Source organism: Snodgrassella sp. ESL0304, assembly GCF_013344995.1.
Classification (GTDB): Bacteria; Pseudomonadota; Gammaproteobacteria; order Burkholderiales; family Neisseriaceae; genus Snodgrassella; species Snodgrassella alvi.
The window spans coordinates 1-17022 of the sequence record NZ_JAAEDR010000010.1; the positions used below are offsets into that span (position 1 = coordinate 1).

Annotated in this window: 16 protein-coding genes; 11 read left to right on the forward strand and 5 right to left on the reverse strand. The window is 44.7% G+C overall.

The window, feature by feature from the left end; translation table 11 throughout:
- On the forward strand, positions 1 to 344 hold a 344-nt coding region (locus GYX91_RS01785), incomplete at its 5' end, for a hypothetical protein (protein ID WP_174829786.1).
- Positions 345 to 411: 67 nt separating this feature from the next.
- Positions 412 to 1188, forward strand: a complete 777-nt coding sequence (locus GYX91_RS01790) for a DUF3304 domain-containing protein (protein WP_174829787.1) — start codon at positions 412 to 414, stop codon at positions 1186 to 1188.
- A 494-nt stretch (positions 1189 to 1682) separates the two neighbouring features.
- Here GYX91_RS01790 and GYX91_RS01795 read toward each other — a convergent pair whose 3' ends face one another.
- A complete protein-coding gene (locus GYX91_RS01795; RefSeq protein WP_174829788.1) occupies positions 1683 to 2111 on the reverse strand; it encodes a hypothetical protein in 429 nt (142 codons plus the stop codon).
- Positions 2112 to 2952: 841 nt separating this feature from the next.
- Between GYX91_RS01795 and GYX91_RS01800 the strand changes: the two genes are divergently transcribed.
- From GYX91_RS01800 to GYX91_RS01820, 5 genes are all read left to right on the forward strand, one after another.
- Positions 2953 to 4644: a glutamine--tRNA ligase/YqeY domain fusion protein gene (locus GYX91_RS01800; RefSeq protein ID WP_174829789.1), complete on the forward strand. Its 1692-nt coding sequence runs from the start codon at positions 2953 to 2955 to the stop codon at positions 4642 to 4644.
- 128 nt (positions 4645 to 4772) lie between these two features.
- Positions 4773 to 6929: a YccS family putative transporter gene (gene yccS / locus GYX91_RS01805; RefSeq protein WP_174829790.1), complete on the forward strand. Its 2157-nt coding sequence runs from the start codon at positions 4773 to 4775 to the stop codon at positions 6927 to 6929.
- A 191-nt stretch (positions 6930 to 7120) separates the two neighbouring features.
- Entirely contained in the window at positions 7121 to 8686 is a 1566-nt protein-coding gene (gene proP / locus GYX91_RS01810) for a glycine betaine/L-proline transporter ProP (RefSeq protein WP_174829791.1), read from the forward strand.
- 110 nt (positions 8687 to 8796) lie between these two features.
- On the forward strand, positions 8797 to 9222 hold the full coding sequence (locus tag GYX91_RS01815; RefSeq protein WP_174829792.1) for a hypothetical protein: 426 nt from the start codon (positions 8797 to 8799) through the stop codon (positions 9220 to 9222).
- A 23-nt stretch (positions 9223 to 9245) separates the two neighbouring features.
- Positions 9246 to 9743: a hypothetical protein gene (locus GYX91_RS01820; protein WP_174829793.1), complete on the forward strand. Its 498-nt coding sequence runs from the start codon at positions 9246 to 9248 to the stop codon at positions 9741 to 9743.
- A 321-nt stretch (positions 9744 to 10064) separates the two neighbouring features.
- Here the strand turns inward: GYX91_RS01820 and GYX91_RS01825 are convergent, their stop codons facing one another.
- From GYX91_RS01825 to tsaD, 4 genes are read right to left on the reverse strand one after another with little or no spacing between them, the layout of a single operon-like run.
- Positions 10065 to 10493: a DUF4124 domain-containing protein gene (locus tag GYX91_RS01825; RefSeq protein WP_174829794.1), complete on the reverse strand. Its 429-nt coding sequence runs from the start codon at positions 10491 to 10493 to the stop codon at positions 10065 to 10067.
- 20 nt (positions 10494 to 10513) lie between these two features.
- Entirely contained in the window at positions 10514 to 10999 is a 486-nt protein-coding gene (locus GYX91_RS01830; protein WP_025330034.1) for a hypothetical protein, read from the reverse strand.
- Between the two features lie 24 nt (positions 11000 to 11023).
- The gene (locus GYX91_RS01835; protein WP_174829795.1) at positions 11024 to 12928 is read right to left on the reverse strand and encodes an ATP-binding cassette domain-containing protein; all 1905 of its coding nucleotides are present in this window, start codon (positions 12926 to 12928) and stop codon (positions 11024 to 11026) included.
- Between the two features lie 39 nt (positions 12929 to 12967).
- Complete coding sequence (gene tsaD / locus GYX91_RS01840) at positions 12968 to 13990, reverse strand: tRNA (adenosine(37)-N6)-threonylcarbamoyltransferase complex transferase subunit TsaD (RefSeq protein ID WP_174829796.1); 1023 nt, start codon at positions 13988 to 13990, stop codon at positions 12968 to 12970.
- A gap of 201 nt (positions 13991 to 14191) precedes the next feature.
- On the opposite strand from tsaD, the gene queC reads away from it, so the two are divergent.
- The 4 genes from queC (at position 14192) to lipA (ending at position 16831) form a co-directional block, all read left to right on the forward strand.
- Positions 14192 to 14854 (forward strand): 7-cyano-7-deazaguanine synthase QueC, encoded by a 663-nt coding sequence (gene queC / locus GYX91_RS01845; RefSeq protein ID WP_037475338.1) that lies wholly within the window; start codon positions 14192 to 14194, stop codon positions 14852 to 14854.
- 110 nt (positions 14855 to 14964) lie between these two features.
- Positions 14965 to 15237 carry a YbeD family protein gene (locus tag GYX91_RS01850; protein WP_174829797.1) on the forward strand — a complete coding sequence of 91 codons (273 nt, stop codon included), beginning with the start codon at positions 14965 to 14967 and terminating at the stop codon, positions 15235 to 15237.
- The gene (lipB, locus tag GYX91_RS01855) at positions 15234 to 15878 is read left to right on the forward strand and encodes a lipoyl(octanoyl) transferase LipB (protein ID WP_025330039.1); all 645 of its coding nucleotides are present in this window, start codon (positions 15234 to 15236) and stop codon (positions 15876 to 15878) included. Before GYX91_RS01850 ends, lipB begins: the two co-directional genes overlap by 4 nt.
- Positions 15875 to 16831, forward strand: a complete 957-nt coding sequence (lipA, locus tag GYX91_RS01860; RefSeq protein WP_025330040.1) for a lipoyl synthase — start codon at positions 15875 to 15877, stop codon at positions 16829 to 16831. The genes lipB and lipA overlap by 4 nt, the downstream gene beginning before the upstream one ends.
- Positions 16832 to 17022: the final 191 nt, after the last annotated feature.

Sequence of the window (17022 nt, forward strand, 5' to 3'; positions counted from 1 at the left end):
ACTATTCAGCAGTAATCCCATTACCACCTCCGCCACCGTCTGCCGGTGATGATTTTGGCAAAGTAAGAAATATCACAGTGCATTTTCTGGCCTGTAATCAATTGTATATTACTTACGGTACAGTAGAAGAAGGCAGAAATACCCCGATGCATTACCAGCTTTTTGCGAAAAGCCAGAAACTATGCACACCGCGCCCATCAATTAAATCCATGGCAGATTACCGGCGCAATAAAGCAAAAATGGATGCAATCAAGCAGGAGCGGGCAAATATTAAGCAGGTGATTCTGCCCGAATATATAAAGGAACTGGAGCAGCAGGGCAAGTTGCCGGTTACTAGTAAATAGATACATAACAGGCTTTGAATTTTATCTGTAGTGCTTTTTAAAACAAGAATAGAAGAGTGAGCATTAAATGTCTGGAAGAAAAATATTTACTGCAAGCCGCTTTATCCGGCTAAGTTTATTGCTGCTGTCGGCTAGCGCCATTACCTCCTGCGGCGGCGGCTTCGAACCTTTTGTCGGCGTTACTTCCGGTAAAAACAAAGCCTATGCGGCACCAGTGGAGGCATTGGAATACAATTATGAAAATATGTCTGGCGGTTCGATTAATGGTGGTTGTATTCCCAAAACACCGGGCGTAGATGATTATGAGGTTGGTAAAAAACGCTACGGCGGTGGTTCTACATGTGGCGCTGCTTATCTGCCGGCGAAATGGAAACCGGGCATGATAGCACGTATTAACTGGCGGGTTTTGCCATATCCTGGCTGGAATGCCAGAGTATTAAATCTGCCTGGATTAAATTTTGACGAAAAAGAACGGGCTGCTATTCAGCAATACAGTGAAAACTATTCAGCAGTAATCCCATTACCACCTCCGCCACCGTCTGCCGGTGATGATTTTGGCAAAGTAAGAAATATCACAGTGCATTTTCTGGCCTGTAATCAATTGTATATTACTTACGGTACAGTAGAAGAAGGCAGAAATACCCCGATGCATTACCAGCTTTTTGCGAAAAGCCAGAAACTATGTACCCCCCGCCCATCAATCAAATCCATGGCAGATTACCGGCGCAATAAAGCTAAGATGGATGCAATCAAACAGGAACGGGCAAATATTAAGCAGGTGATTCTGCCCGAATATATAAAGGAACTGGAACAGCAGGGCAAGCTGCCGGTTAGCAGTAAGTAAGTTTTGCAGGCTTGCTGTGGTCGCCGGCTGACAATTTACCGGTGCAAGTAAGCTTGCGCCGGCAAGCCTGAACTGTTCTCTTTGCAAAAAAGCCGGCTGATTTAGCCATAGCCGGAATCTGGAATTTTATTAAAATAACGCCATTGTTCCTCTATTGGGGCAGTGGCGTTTTATTATCCGCAGTGAATATGGCAAATATCGTTTGAATAATAACAAATCTCCAGTTCCGTGCTGGTTATTGATAATATATTTGCATAAAATGCTGATGGATGTATTTAATTATTTTTAATAAAGCAATAAATATAAATAGGAATACAGACCAGTGGAAAAATAAATTAACAGCTAAATCCTGAATATAAAGATAAAACGTTCAGCTGTTAATTTTGCCGGATTGGTTAGATATGCCGATGGTTTTATTTGATATTATAAATTATTTTCTCTGTTATTATTCTCTCGCTAATAATACGGTATGTGACTATTAAAAATTTATCTGGTTAATGATGTTCTTGCCGGATTTTGTGCTCTTTGTTTCGGGATTGTGTACTGCTATTGCGGATTTTGATGGGAGCAGGTGTATTTTTGATACCGGAATTCTGTAAAGTGTGTGTGTTGGTGATGCTGGCATGTTTTAATCTGATAATATTTCTGACCGATGCAAAGATAATTAAAGCAATACATATTAATACGGAGAATCTGGCGCTTGTTTGCAGTGAGCTTATGCGGTTTTTTCTTCTTACGGTTTTATCAGGGTTGAAATAGTAATGATACAGGCGCAAAAGCAGGGAAGAGGTTGCGGTGCGTGCAGATGTTTGTGTTTCCGAGCTGATTTTGCCTTTGCTTTGGGGCTGCTTATCACTGCCTGTTTGTTGCCGGTTTATTTTTTTAAATTTATTCTGCCGGTTGAATTTGTTTACTCGTACCATGATTAATCCTTTGATATCAGTTGCTTCCTGCCGGATATTCGTGCTCTTAATGCCTGAATATCTATTTACCGGTATTAAGACCTGCACTAAGGCTGGTAACTATGCAGGTTGTATGCCGGATTGTGTCTGGCACTGAAACTGGAAGAAAGCATGTGTTGATAAAAATTTTGGGTTGTTGATTGTGCGGGTAAAGATGTGTGTATTTTTATTTGAATGAATTTTCAAATTTAATTCTGATAATTGTACATAAAAACTTTGTTTTGTAGTCTGATTATTATATGAAATAAATTAATGCAGATATTAATGTATGCATGGGTTTATGGCGGCTCAGTGATTTATTATGGCTTTTTGTAACTGGCTGATGTGATGGGGTTCGTTTCCGGAAGATGTTTTGCTGAAAATATGTTTACGGAATGAATTGTGTTGAAGGCGCAATGCCATTTTAACGGATGTGGTATGACAGCTTGTGTGTTGTATTCTGTGCTTTACGGCTGGCTGGATTTTTATGCTTTGAATATTAAGCATATTTTATTTTATACGGGCAGTGTGCGTCTGACAGGTAGGTATTGTCGCTGTTGAGTCTGCCCGATGGCAGACAAAGGCAATTTGGGTTTTTCCGGTGATGGATGCTGAATTTAATTAATCGGTAAATTATTGTTTGTATTTCATCTGATTTGGTTTAGTATTTGCTTAATTATTACTAAACTGTTTAATTGATACGTTTTTGGTTAGTATAATTGTATATTGCTTATATAAATTGGGTATATAATTATTACCTTTTAGTTGGTGTTTTCAGGCGTTTTTATTCTGCAAAACACATTTGCACATATTCAGAAGAACTATGCTTAATAAAGATCAGTTTGCCGATAATCATTTTATACGCTCTATTATTGAGGAAGACCTGCAAAGCGGGAAATGCCGGCAGGTAATTACGCGTTTCCCTCCCGAACCTAATGGTTATCTGCATATCGGCCATGCTAAATCGATTTGCCTGAATTTTGGTCTGGCTTATATTTATGATGGTTTGTGTAATCTGCGCTTTGATGATACGAATCCTGAGAAAGAATCGGATGAGTATGTGCGCTCGATTAAGGAAGATGTGCAGTGGCTGGGTTTCCAGTGGCATGAGGAACGTTTTGCTTCAGATTATTTTGAACGTCTGTATGAGTATGCGCTGGAGCTGATTAAAGCAGGTAAGGCGTATGTGGATGATCTGGATGCTGAGGAAATGCGTCAGTATCGCGGTACGTTAACGGAGCCGGGTAAAAACAGCCCGTATCGTGAGCGTACGATAGAAGAAAATCTGGATTTGTTTGCCCGTATGCGCAATGGGGAGTTTCCGGATGGCAGTAAAACGCTGCGGCTGAAAATTGATATGGCTGCGGGCAATATTAATCTGCGTGATCCGGTAATCTACCGTATCCGCCGCGTGCATCATCATCGCACTGGTGATAAATGGGTTATTTATCCGATGTATGATTATACACATGCGATTTCGGATGCGATTGAAAATATTACCCATTCGCTGTGTACGCTGGAATTTGAATCACACCGGCCGCTGTATGACTGGGTGGTGGAGAATATTACAATTGCGCATCAGCCGCATCAGTATGAGTTTTCACGGCTGGAACTGCTGTATTCGATTACTTCCAAACGCAAGCTGAATCAGCTGGTAGTGCAAGACCATGTGTCCGGCTGGGACGACCCGCGTATGCCAACTATTTCCGGTATGCGCCGCCGCGGTTATACGCCAGAAGGGCTGCGTCTGTTTGCCAAACGGGTAGGTATTTCCAAGAGCGAAAATGTGGTGGATATGAGTGTTCTGGAAGGTGCTATTCGTGAAGATCTGGAAAGTGTGGCACCACGGATGATTGCGGTGCTCAATCCGATTAAAGTTGAGCTGATTAATTTTGATGAGACGGTAACGCAAAGCCGCGAAGCACCGTTTCATCCGCATCATCCGGAAATGGGCGAGCGTCTGATACCGCTAACGAAAACGATTTATATTGAAGCAGATGATTTTGCGCTGGAGCCGCCTAAAGGCTGGCAGCGTTTAACGCCGGGCGGTGAAGTGCGCCTGCGTTACAGCTATGTGATTAAGTGTGAGGAAGTGGTGCAGGATGCGTCCGGACGGGTGGTGTCGCTTAAATGCTCGATAGACCATGACACGCTGGCTTCTAAGCCGCAGGGACGTAAGGTGAAAGGTGTTATTCACTGGCTGTCTACTGAATATGCTGTGCCGGCTAAGGTGCGGTTGTATGACCGGCTGTTTACTGTGGAACGTCCGGATGCGGTACGCGGTGATGATGGTCAGTATCGTGATTTTACTGAGTTTCTGAATCCGGCCTCGGTAACAGAAATTGATGCACTGGTGGAGCCGGTAGCAAATACGCTGGCACCGGAAACGCGCTATCAGTTTGAGCGTCTGGGCTACTTTGTGACTGACCGCTATGACCATACTGCGGAAAATCCGGTATTTAACCGTACTGTAACTTTGCGTGATACCTGGCAGGCACAGGCTGAGAAGAAATAATTGTGTCTGTATATGGAAAACCGGCTTTTTGAAGCCGGTTTTTTTATGCTGTAAATAATCTGTCCGGTTTATCCGGCAGCTTGCTAAAATGGGGCAGGTTGTGTTTTCTGGTCATTAGAGGCGGTTTGATGCGAACAATTCCGGTACGTGCAGGTTATCTGGCCAATTTACCAATGCTGCTCAGTATGATGCTGGCGGCACTGTGGGTATGGTATACGGGCAATACGGCAGAAAGTACGGCGCTGTTTCTGGGAATTATTGCCGGCGGGCTGGTGGATCTGGATGATGGATTTACCGGCCGTTTGCGCAATCTGTTTTTTACGCTGATACATTTTTCTCTGGCTGCTACTGCGGTGCAGTGGACATTCGGGCATCCGCTGGCGTTTTCGCTGCTGATGGTGTGGGCGGCATTCAGTATGACGATGATGGGTGCTATTGATGTGCGATACCGCACGATTGCTTTTGGTACGCTGCTGGTGATGCTGTATACGGTGCTGACTTATTCGCCGCTTTTACCCTGGTATACCAATCCGATTATGCTGGTTTGCGGTACCAGTTTGTTTAGTCTGTGTACGCTGGTGCTGCATCTGCTGTTTCCTAACCGGCCGGTGCAGGACAATCTGGCCGGCTCTTTTGCCAGACTGGCCGATTATATGCTGGTAAAAGCTCAGTTTTTTGACCCGGATGAGGTGGATTTGCTTGCAGAAAGGGAACTTGAGCTGGCAATGAAAAATACGGCGGTGATTAATGGTTTTAATCAGTGCCGTACTGCTTTGTTTTATCGTCTGCGCCGGCAGCACCGGCAGCGTAGTATTGGTATGCTGCTGCAATATTATCTGACTGCACAGAATATCCATGAACGTATCAGTTCGCGCCATGTTGATTATGCGGCACTGGCGCACAAGCTGGCACATTCTGATTTAATTTACCGTATTCAGCGCCTGATTGTGTTGCAGGCTCAGGCTTGCCGGCAGATGGGTGAATGCCTGCAGGAAGATAAACCGTATGCATTTAATCTGATGCTTCAGCGTGCCGGTGAAGGTGTACAGCAGGCTGTGGCACGTTATTGTGCAGAACATGGCAGTGATGAGGATTTACCGGGTTTGCAGCAGTTAACGGCTAATATTCTGGCGATTAATGAACAGCTGTTGTGGCTGGAACAGGTAAAAAATAACAGTAAAGAACAAAACATCGGTGATTTGCAGATTGCCGGGCTGGATGTTGACCGGATACGCGATATTCTGCCGGCGTTAAAAGCACATTTTACTTTTCAGTCGAATGTGTTGCGCCATGCTGTGCGTCTGGCCATTCTGACTGCTGTTACCTGTGTGGTGGTTGAAAGTTTCCATCTGAAAATGGGTTACTGGATTTTGCTGACCGGGGTTATTGTCTGTCAGCCGAATTATTCGGCAACAACAGCCAGGCTGAAACAAAGAATTGTGGGTACGCTGCTTGGAGTAGTAGTGGGTTCGGCATTGCCCTATTTTGTGCCTGCGCTGTCTGGCAGGCTGATAATTGTGGTGGTTAGTACGGTGCTGTTTTTTGCATTCAGGGTTCGCCGCTACAGTTTCTCTACGTTTTTTATTACGGTTCAGGTGCTGGTGGGCTTTGCGATTATCGGTATGGATACGCAGTCAGCCATGCTGTCACGCTTTACGGATACGATTCTTGGCTCTGTGCTGGCATGGTGTGCGGTATCGTATTTGTGGCCAGACTGGCGTTATCTGACGCTGGGGCGGATTGCCGGACGCGCCTTAAGTAGTGACGGTGTCTATCTGCGACAGGTAGCGCAGCAGTTGCAGAACGGGCTAAGCGACGATGTTGTTTATCGCGCGGCGCGACGCAATGCACACGAGCTGGCGGTTACGCTGAGTAATACTGTAGCTGATATGTCGATGGAACCAAAACGTTACGGGCAACATCTGGCTGAGGGTAAAACCTTGCTGCAACTGAATTATGTATTGTTAAGCTGTATTTCTGCACTGGGTGCGATTCGTGCTCAGGTGGATCGCCTGCGATCACAGCTGACGCCGGAACAGGTGCAATACTGGATGACGATTGCCGGCAGTCTGGCAGAATTGATGGAGCAGAAACCCGATTCTGCACTTTTTCAAACTGAATGGGCGGCTTTGGCAGAGCAGTTAAATGTGAGCAGGCCGCTGCCGGATGATGATGTGGTTGAAAAGGTATTATGGCGGCAATTGCATCAGATTCATGTACAGCTGCCACTGTACAGGCAGGCTTTGCGGGCTGATGCCGGAGCAGGCAGGATAGCGGCTCAGTAATGCGGCAAACAGGCTGTGAAAGTGAATTAATAAACTATGAAAAATCGGGGTGGAATAAAATAATTGTAGCACAAGCGCTCTTTTATCGATTATGCTGTAGATAATTTTCTTTAAAATTCAATTACAAAGCGTTTTTCAGACGCATGTTATAATTGAAATATCATTTAAATATTAATAATGAGAGGATTATCATGACAGCTGTTAATAAACAAAATGAGGCTTCTTCTCATGTTCCACCACTGATTCCTACTCAGAACGGAACGCTGGAATTACACGATATCACTATTGTTGACCAGAATAAGCTTAAAAAGGCCATTTCTGCCGCTGCACTGGGTAATGCCATGGAGTGGTTTGATTTTGGGGTATATGGTTTTGTGGCTTATGCGCTGGGACAGGTATTTTTTCCGTCTGCTTCGCCCAGTGTGCAGATAATCGCCGCACTGGGTACTTTCTCCGTACCATTTCTGGTGCGCCCGCTTGGTGGTGTATTTTTCGGGATACTTGGCGATCGCTTCGGCCGGCAGAAAGTATTGTCGACTACCATTATTATTATGGCACTCAGTACTTTTTGTATTGGTCTGATTCCATCGTATAACAGTATTGGTATGTGGGCACCTGTGCTATTGCTGTTGTGTAAGCTGGCTCAAGGGTTTTCTGTGGGCGGTGAATATACGGGAGCGGCTATTTTTGTCGCGGAATATTCACCCGACAGGCAGCGCGGGTTTCTGGGCAGTTTTCTGGATTTTGGTTCAATCTGCGGGTTTGTGCTTGGTGCAGGACTGGTGGTATTGCTGGAAAATATTATGGGTTCGGCACATTTTCTCTCGTGGGGCTGGCGCATTCCGTTTTTTCTGGCTGCTCCTTTAGGTCTGCTGGGCTTGTATTTGCGCCATGCTGCGGAGGAAACTCCGGCTTTTCAGCAACATCTGGATATGATGGAAAAGGCCGAGCAGGAAGACGTTGGTAACCGGCCTCAGGTTTCGTTTAAGAAAATTATGCAGCGTTTCTGGCCTACATTGCTGGTGAGTGTCGGGCTGGTGTTAACCACAAATATCACTTACTACATGCTGCTGACTTATATGCCCAGCTATCTGTCGCATAATCTGCATTATGGTGAAGATCGCGGTGTGCTGATTATTATTGCGATTATGATTGGTATGATGTTTATGCAGCCGATTATTGGTTTTGTCAGCGATAAAATCGGACGCAAGCCATTTGTGATTGGCGGTTCAATTGCTTTGCTGATTCTGGCTATTCCGTGTTTTCAGCTGATTACCAGTGGCAAAGTAGGGCTGATTTTTCTCGGGCTGTTTATTCTGGCGCTGATTCTGAATTCTTTTACCGGTGTTATGGCTTCTACGCTGCCGGCACTGTTTCCTACCCGTATCCGTTACAGTGCTCTGGCCAGTGCGTTTAATATTGCGATTATTATTGCCGGTTTAACGCCGACTATTGCCGCTGCGCTGGTGGATGCTACTAATGATTTGTTTATTCCGGCTTATTATCTGATGCTGGTGGGAATTATCGGTATTGTTACCGGTGTCTGCCTGAAAGAAACGGCCAACCGCCCGCTGCGAGGTGTCTCTCCTTCTGCTTCGAATAAGCAGGAAGCGCGTGAGCTGCTGGTGCAGACTTATCAGCATATTGAGCAAAGTGTGGATGATATTGATGCAGAAATTGCCCGCTTACAGGAGCAGATAGGTGAGCTGGAAAAGCGTAAGCAGCAATATATTGATTTACATCCGAAACTGGAGTGAATAAAAATTTAAAAGATGGAATAAAATCAAATCCACTAATGTTAACTAGTGTATGTTAATATTGGTGGATTTTTTGTTGATATAACATGATGATATGTCAAAATTTATTTATGGAAAAAATTAAAGAAATTACTCAATTAATACTAAATATATTCAAGATTATAAGTATTACATGCCCAGCTATTGGGATTATTATTTTTACTTTGTACTGTATGAAGATACATTTTTATCCTCCAGATGTACAAATTAGTGATACGTTAGTATTTATATTAATAGCTATAAGTTTTGGAATGCTTTATGTGTTACTTGTGGGTTTACTATATTGGGCAAATTTAGCAATTTTCTTTTTTCTTTATGTATCAAGAGTAAAATTACGGCCAAATATTTATTATAATAAAATAAAATCTTATAAATTTAAAAATTATAAATTAAAAGGAATTCCGTCATTGAGTGATAGGATAATAATATATATTTATGGAGTAATAGCGGAAATAATTTTACTTCTTAGCGTATACTCAGGAGTTTTTCTTTACTAAAAATAATTTTTGTACAATTTTTGATGTTGCTATTATATGCGGTAATATTTTTTTATAATAATCATATTTTTATAAAAATAAAAAGAACAGTAAATCAAAATATTGAGAAAAAGAAACCAGACAAAAACGAAAAAGTTAAATTTAATTTAATATTTATATTGCTTTTATTTTTAATTCCATTAGTAGTAGGTCAGTTTTCAAATAATTTAATTAAATATTCTTTTGCTTTTTGTGGTATAAGGCAAACTGATGTTTCGTTATATGTAGATAAAAATTATTTCAACTTAGTACTGCAAAAAAAAATAAATGAATTAAATTCCCAAAAGTCTGAATCCGATTTAAAAAATCCATGTGATGATAACATGTGCGAACTAGAACATATAGATATTCTACTGACTAACGTTGGTTCCAAAACTTTAATTTTTATTCCGTCAATAGAGAATAAGACAAAAGGTTTACAAGTGGAGTTACCAAACAGTGCGATAAAATTAAATCTACAGGATTATTCACAAAGTAATTAAGTTAAAAATTTGAGAAAATAATCATCAGATGTAATTGATTAATCAGGAAATGAAAATCTTTTTGTACTGATAGTGATGCTTATCTATTATTTAATCAGTATTGATAGTAGTTTTAACAGATATTTGATTGATGCGTTGAGGCTGAGAATGATGTTATTACTTTATATCAGGAATGCTTTTATATGGTTTTATTTACGATTTATATTTGATAATACTGCCTGAATAATAGAGCTAATTCTCAGATATATACTTTTATGTATGAATCATTCAAATTATTTACCGGCTAAAAAGTATTTTAAGCCGGTAAATTCTAAGCAGATTTTATTTGCCATTCAGAGCGTTATCCAAATCCTGCTGCCGGGATTTTACGGCATCTTCCAGACCTTTTATGCGTTCCTGATAGCGCACGTAGTTGCGTTCATTTCCCATACGAATTTTTTTACCGTCTTCCAGTGCTTTTTTGGCATCGGCAAGGTTTTTACGGGCAGCAGAAATTGCGGCCTGATCGGGCTGGTTGCGGGCGGCTGAATCTGCATCTTTGGAATTGGTATCAGGAGTAGCTACGGCCGGTTTATAGGCAGAAGTGGTTGAGAAATTCCCGCCCAGATTGCTGACAGAATGGCAGTTTTTACCTTTCGGAACTTCGCTGTAACTGTGATTCCCCCTGCTGTCGGTGCATTCATATATCTGTGCCAGTGCAGAAGTGCTTATCAGTGTACACAATGTGGCAAGTATCAGGGATTTTCTCATGATTTATCCTTTATCTGGGTTTACATACGACCAAGTTCCCGCTGTATGGCCTGAATGTTCTGCTGCCGGTCAAGTACCGCACTTTGCAGTTCGGTAATATTACCGCCTTTACCGGTACGGCTGCGGTTCAGTGCCTGCTGTGCCTGAGCAAGAGCATTACGTTCATTGGTCAGCTCCTGCTGCAAAATGGCACGACGGGTATTGTCGCTGCCTTTAGGAACGATATTAACTGTGGGTTGCAGGCCGCTATAGGCTGTTGCTACCTTGGTTGCAGGCCGAGGGCGGCTGCGTATTGTGGCCGAAGCACTACTGTTGCGGTAGCTGGGACGGCTGTCGCTGTAGCTACCGATAGCCGGTAAGTTGGCTACGGCACAATTTCCCTTTAGTTTTGAGGTATAGACAACTTCGCCGTTTTCAAGACAGGTATACACTTTTGCAACGGCACTCTGTCCTATAAACAGGCCACTGGTAAATATTAGTATGGGAATGATTTTTTTGTATGTCATTATTGAGCCTTATACTGCAATAATTCAAGTAGTCTGGTTAATGTTTTCGACTTCTTGCTGCCATTCAAGCCATTTTTCTTCAGTCTGAGCTAATTTTACTTTGAGCTCGGCCAATTGGGTAAGGGTTTGTTGTAATTTTGTCTGATTTTCGTCAAGATATGCTTCTTCACTGGCAAGAAATGCTTCATGTTGTTTGCGTTGCTGCTGCCAGTTTCCCATATCCCGTTCGGCTTTTTCGATATTTTTCAATAACGGTTTAATCAGACGGGCACGCTGCTGACGTTGTTGTGCTTCAATGCGTTTCTGCTCTTTGCGATTGTGGTTATCACGCGAATCCTGCGGCTGTTCACCGTTATGCTGATCCTGAGTTAAACGCCACTGGCGGTAATTGCTGAGGTCACCATCAAAGTGTTTCAGTTCGCCATCACTGAGATAAATTAAGGCATCAGTAGTGGATTCAAGCAGACTGCGGTCGTGAGAGACTACGATCAGTGCGCCTTTAAACGTCTGTAATGCTACAGTTAATGCATGGCGCATGTCCAGATCAAGATGGTTTGTCGGTTCATCCAGTAGCAGCAGGTTTGGTTTTTGCCAGACTATCATTGCCAGTGCCAGACGGGCTTTTTCTCCACCGGAAAAGGGGGCGATTGGTTGTAAAGCCATATCTCCGATGAAGGCAAAGCTACCGAGGAAGTTGCGGATTTCCTGTTCGCGTACGGCCGGTGATAACTGCTGGATATGCCAGACCGGACTTTGGTCAGCACGCAGTGTTTCGAGCTGATGCTGGGCGAAATAGCCGATTTTGAGTTTTTCGGCACGGATAATCTGGCCGCTTAGTGGTTTCAGGCTGCCGGAAATGGCTTTGATAAGGGTGGATTTACCGCTGCCGTTTACCCCGAGCAGACCATAACGTGCTCCGGATTCAACTGAAAGGTCGATATCGTGCAGAACGGTTTTGTCACCATAGCCAAGGCTGATGTGTTCCAGTTTCAGCAGCGGATTGGGCAGATGGTCAGGCTGCGCAAACTGAAACGAAAACTCACTGTCCAGATGTGCCGGGGCAATGCGTTCAAGCCGTGCCAGTGCTTTGATTCGGCTTTGTGCCTGTACTGCCTTGGTGGCTTTGGCTTTAAAGCGGTCGATAAAGGATTGCAGGTGCTGAATATGAGCCTGCTGTTTAAGATAGGCAGCCTGCTGCTGAGTCAGCCGCTGTGCACGTTCCTGCTGATAAAAATCATAGTTGCCGCCGTAGAGGATAAGCTGCTGTTGTGTCAGTTCAACTGTCTGAGTGGTGGTGGCATTCAGAAAATCACGGTCATGCGAAATGATTATCTGGGTGGTATCCAGACCGGCCAGATGCTGTTCCAGCCACAATACTGTTTCCAGATCCAGATGGTTGGTAGGTTCATCCAGCAGGAGTAAATCCGTACGGCACATCAGTGCCTGAGCCAGATTCAGGCGCATACGCCAGCCGCCGCTGAATGATTTTACCGGTTGCTGCTGTTCCTGCTGTGAGAAGCCAAGACCGTTGAGCAGTTTGGCTGCACGTGCCGGTGCACTGTAGGCGCCGATTTCATCCAGCCTTGCATGATATTCTGCCTGTTTGAAGCCGTCGTCGTCATCTTCGGCCTGTTGCAGTAGCTGTTGCAGTAGCTGCAATTCGCTGTCGCCCTGCAAAACATAGTCCAGCGCGGGTATATCCAGTGCCGGTGTTTCCTGTTTGACAGTGGCCAGTTGCCAGTGTTTGGGTAAACGGATATCACCGCTGTCATGGCTGATTTTACCTTCAATCAGAGCGAACAGGCTGGATTTGCCGGTGCCGTTTTTACCAATCAGGCCGATACGCTGACCCGGATAGATGGTCAGGCTGGCATTATTTAAAAGTTGTTTATTACCACGTTGTAAACTAAGGTTTTTAATTTCAATCATATTAATCTGTGCGGTTAACCGTGCTGAGGGTGCACGGTATTACTGAACAATCTGGCTGAGCGGCCAGCGCGGTTTTACATTAAAACCGGCAGCAGGCTGTGCGTTGCTCAGGTGCATGGCACCGGCAAAAGCAATCATGGCGCCATTATCTGTGCAGTAGGCCATTGGCGGAAAGAATGTTTGTATTCCCGGCAAGTTGCTGAGGCTCTGGCGTAACTGCCAGTTTGCGCCGACACCGCCGGCAACAACCAGCTGCTGATAACCGGTTTGTTTTAATGCCTGTCTGGCTTTGCTGGTGAGTACATCTACTACAGCGTTCTGAAATTCACGGCAAATATCATTGCGAATTTGCTCCGGAAGCTGTTCTTTACAGCCTGTTTCTGTGCGGATTTTGTTTACTGCGGTTAATACTGCGGTTTTTAAACCGGAAAAACTCATGTTTAAGTCGTGTGAATGCAGCATGGGGCGGGGAAAATGCAGGCTGCCCGGTTGTCCCAGTCTGGCCAGTTCTGACAGTCTGGCACCGCCGGGATAAGGCAGACCAAGCAGTTTGGCGGTTTTATCGAAAGCTTCTCCGGCAGCGTCATCGATGCTTTCCCCTAGAAGGGTATAGTCGCCAATCCCTTTTACGGCCATAAACTGGGTATGGCCGCCGGAAACCAGTAAGGCGACGAAGGGAAAGACAGGTTTGTCTTCGCTCAGTAATGGCGAGAGCATGTGTCCTTCAAGGTGATGTACCGGAATAACCGGTTTGTTCAGGGCGAATGCCAGTGCATTGGCAAAGCTGGCACCGGCCAAAAGTGCACCGCCCAGACCTGGTCCCTGTGTGTAGGCAATAGCGTCGATATCACTGTATGTTTTATCTGCCTCTTGCAGACAGGCCTGAGTAAGCGGTGTCAGCCGGCGGATGTGATCGCGGCTGGCCAGTTCAGGTACGACACCGCCATATTCTGCATGCATGGCAATTTGTGTATGCAGTTGATGAGCCAGCAGACCGCGCGTGCTGTCGTACAGGGCGACGCCGGTTTCATCACAAGAAGATTCTATTCCCAGTACCAACATGTTTGTGTATTTGAAATATCAGCAATAAAGCCGGTTATTTTACCTGTTTTACACGCTTTCGTGACCAAACTGTCAGTATAAGAGGGCAAATGTTTTATAATTTGTAATAAATGACTGCGTGGTTCGCAAACCTCCCACGTCAGGCGGCCGGAAAGAGGGCTTTCCGGCTGGTTCTGAAATCAAAACTAAGGAATCTGGATAATGAAACAATATTCTAAGGCTCTGGTAATTTTTTCCGGCGGTCAGGACTCAACTACCTGTCTGTTGCAGGCTATTGCTGCTTACGGGCGTGAGAATGTGCAGACGATTACGTTTCAGTATGGTCAGCGTCATGCGATTGAGCTGGAAAAAGCACGCTGGATTGCACAGGATCTGGGTGTGGCACAGACAGTGATGGATTTGTCGCTGCTGCAAAGTATTACCCATAATGCGCTGATGGATAAACAGCAGACGATTGAGGCACCGGCTGAAGGGTTGCCCAATACTTTTGTCGACGGACGGAATGCGCTGTTTTTGCTGTATGCGGCCATTTTCGCTAAGGGGCAGGGTATTCATGATGTTATTGCCGGTGTCTGTGAAACAGATTTTTCCGGCTATCCTGATTGCCGTAATGTGTTTGTCCAGTCTATGAATGTGACGCTGAATCTGGCTATGGATTATGAATTCAGGCTGATAACGCCGCTGATGTATCTGGATAAGGCGCAAACATGGGCATTGGCGGATGAGCTGGGCTATCTGGATTATGTACGGAAACACACACATACCTGTTATGATGGTATAGAGGGCGGTTGTGGTAAATGCCCGAGCTGTGTGTTGCGCGAACGGGGATTACAGACCTATCTGGCACAAAAAACAGGTGTTTAGTCTGGCTGTGCAGCTGTTCTTAGCTTTGGATTAAAAAATTTTACGTGAATAAGCCTGTTTTGCATGGGATTTACATGGTACAAACGTGAGCAGACAGGAAAGGTACAGAAATGAGTGATAATCTGAAAACCAGTATTATTGAATTTCCGCTGGATTTCCCGATTAAGGTAATGGGTGCACAGCATCCGGAATTTGAGGCTAAAGTGCTGGAGGTGGTGCAGCAGCATGCACCGGATACAGCAGCAGAAAATATTAATACCCGTTCGAGCAGTAAGGGTAATTATATTAGTGCAACGGTGGTGGTTCGTGCGGAAAATCAGGAACAGCTGGATAATATTTATCGTGCTTTAAGCAGCCATCCGATGGTGAAAGTTGTACTATGAAAGTGGTGCAGCTGGGTTTACGCTCCTATCAGCCGGTTTTTGCGGCTATGCAGGAATTTACTGCACAGCGTACGGCTGATACTGAAGATGAGTTATGGGTAGTTGAACATCCGCCGGTGTTTACTCAGGGTATGGCTGGTAAGCCCGAACATATTCTGGTGCATGATGATATTGAGGTAGTGCAGATTGACCGGGGCGGACAGGTTACCTATCACGGTCCGGGGCAGTTGGTGGTATATACGCTGATTGATTTCAAGCGCCGGCATATTACTGTACGCGAGCTGGTCAGCCGGCTGGAAAACAGTATTATTGCTACGCTGGCTGATTATGGAATTACAGCGGTAAATGATCCGAAACGTCCCGGTGTTTATGTGAACGGGCAGAAAATTGCTTCGCTTGGTCTGCGTATTAAACAAGGCGCGGTGTATCACGGGCTGGCACTGAATGTGAATATGGATCTGACTCCGTTTACACATATTAATCCCTGCGGTTATGCCGGTTTGCATATGACCCAGATAGCGGATTTTGTTAAGCCCTGTCCTGAGCTGGCCGATGTGGCTGAGCGTTTAACCGGCTACCTGACTTTAGAATTGAATGCACCGCCGCCTGAGCGGAAATCTACACAGAAAGTTGTACTATGAATCAAGATAACAGCCAAGGGGTAAAACATAAAGGTGCGGAAAAAACTGCGCGCATTCCGATTAAGGTTGTGCCGCTGGAAGAAAAACTGAAAAAGCCGGAATGGATACGGGCACGACTGCCAAGCAGCCAGAAGTTTTTTGAAATTAAAAGCATTGTGCGTGAGCAGAAGCTGCATACTGTATGCGAAGAAGCCAGCTGTCCGAATATTGGTGAATGTTTCAGCAAAGGTACGGCAACATTTATGATTATGGGTGATATCTGCACCCGCCGCTGTCCGTTCTGTGATGTGGGGCATGGCCGTCCTAATCCGCTTGATCCGCAGGAACCAAAGCATCTGGCTGCTTCAGTGAAAGCAATGAATTTACGTTATGTGGTGATTACTTCGGTTGACCGTGATGATTTACGCGATGGCGGGGCACAGCATTTTGCCGACTGCATTACTGCCATTCGCGAGTCCAGCCCACATACACAGATTGAGGTGCTGGTGCCTGATTTTCGCGGCCGTCTGGATACTGCGCTGGATATTCTGGCACAGACACCGCCGGATGTACTGAATCACAATCTGGAAACCGCACCGCGCCTGTATAAGCAGGCTCGCCCCGGAGCCGATTATCAGCATTCACTGAAACTGCTGAAACAGTACAAGGCATTAAGGCCGGAAGTGGCAACCAAATCCGGTCTGATGGTAGGGCTGGGAGAGAGTGATGAGGAAATTCTGGAAGTTATGCAGGATTTACGTGCTCATGATGTGGAAATGATTACTATCGGCCAGTATTTACAGCCAAGTAACAGCCATTTGCCGGTATTGCGTTATGTTACGCCGCAGCAGTTTAAAGAGTTTGAAAAGCGTGCTTACGAGATGGGCTTTAAGCATGGTGCCATTGGTGCCATGGTACGCTCCAGTTATCATGCTGATGTTCAGGCTGAACATGCGGGTGTCGTTAATGAATAATATTTATCGGGGAGATGCCGGCATCTCCTTTTTTATTCATTACAGCCGAAAAGTATAAAAACAGAATGCGCCTGTTTTTTAATATTTAAAGCCGGAAATAATTAAATCAGATAATTTTATATTGTTGAATTAGAATAATAATTGATTATTATTCTCAATTAAAATAATTTGCCAATAGCATAATTTGTGCT

Coding starts and splice junctions, on each gene's coding strand:
- GYX91_RS01790 (WP_174829787.1), top strand. CDS start 412: ATGTCTGGAAGAAAAATATTTACTGCAAGCCGCTTTATCCGGCTAAGT.
- GYX91_RS01795 (WP_174829788.1), bottom strand. CDS start 2,111: ATGGTACGAGTAAACAAATTCAACCGGCAGAATAAATTTAAAAAAATA.
- GYX91_RS01800 (WP_174829789.1), top strand. CDS start 2,953: ATGCTTAATAAAGATCAGTTTGCCGATAATCATTTTATACGCTCTATT.
- yccS (WP_174829790.1), top strand. CDS start 4,773: ATGCGAACAATTCCGGTACGTGCAGGTTATCTGGCCAATTTACCAATG.
- proP (WP_174829791.1), top strand. CDS start 7,121: ATGACAGCTGTTAATAAACAAAATGAGGCTTCTTCTCATGTTCCACCA.
- GYX91_RS01815 (WP_174829792.1), top strand. CDS start 8,797: ATGGAAAAAATTAAAGAAATTACTCAATTAATACTAAATATATTCAAG.
- GYX91_RS01820 (WP_174829793.1), top strand. CDS start 9,246: ATGTTGCTATTATATGCGGTAATATTTTTTTATAATAATCATATTTTT.
- GYX91_RS01825 (WP_174829794.1), bottom strand. CDS start 10,493: ATGAGAAAATCCCTGATACTTGCCACATTGTGTACACTGATAAGCACT.
- GYX91_RS01830 (WP_025330034.1), bottom strand. CDS start 10,999: ATGACATACAAAAAAATCATTCCCATACTAATATTTACCAGTGGCCTG.
- GYX91_RS01835 (WP_174829795.1), bottom strand. CDS start 12,928: ATGATTGAAATTAAAAACCTTAGTTTACAACGTGGTAATAAACAACTT.
- tsaD (WP_174829796.1), bottom strand. CDS start 13,990: ATGTTGGTACTGGGAATAGAATCTTCTTGTGATGAAACCGGCGTCGCC.
- queC (WP_037475338.1), top strand. CDS start 14,192: ATGAAACAATATTCTAAGGCTCTGGTAATTTTTTCCGGCGGTCAGGAC.
- GYX91_RS01850 (WP_174829797.1), top strand. CDS start 14,965: ATGAGTGATAATCTGAAAACCAGTATTATTGAATTTCCGCTGGATTTC.
- lipB (WP_025330039.1), top strand. CDS start 15,234: ATGAAAGTGGTGCAGCTGGGTTTACGCTCCTATCAGCCGGTTTTTGCG.
- lipA (WP_025330040.1), top strand. CDS start 15,875: ATGAATCAAGATAACAGCCAAGGGGTAAAACATAAAGGTGCGGAAAAA.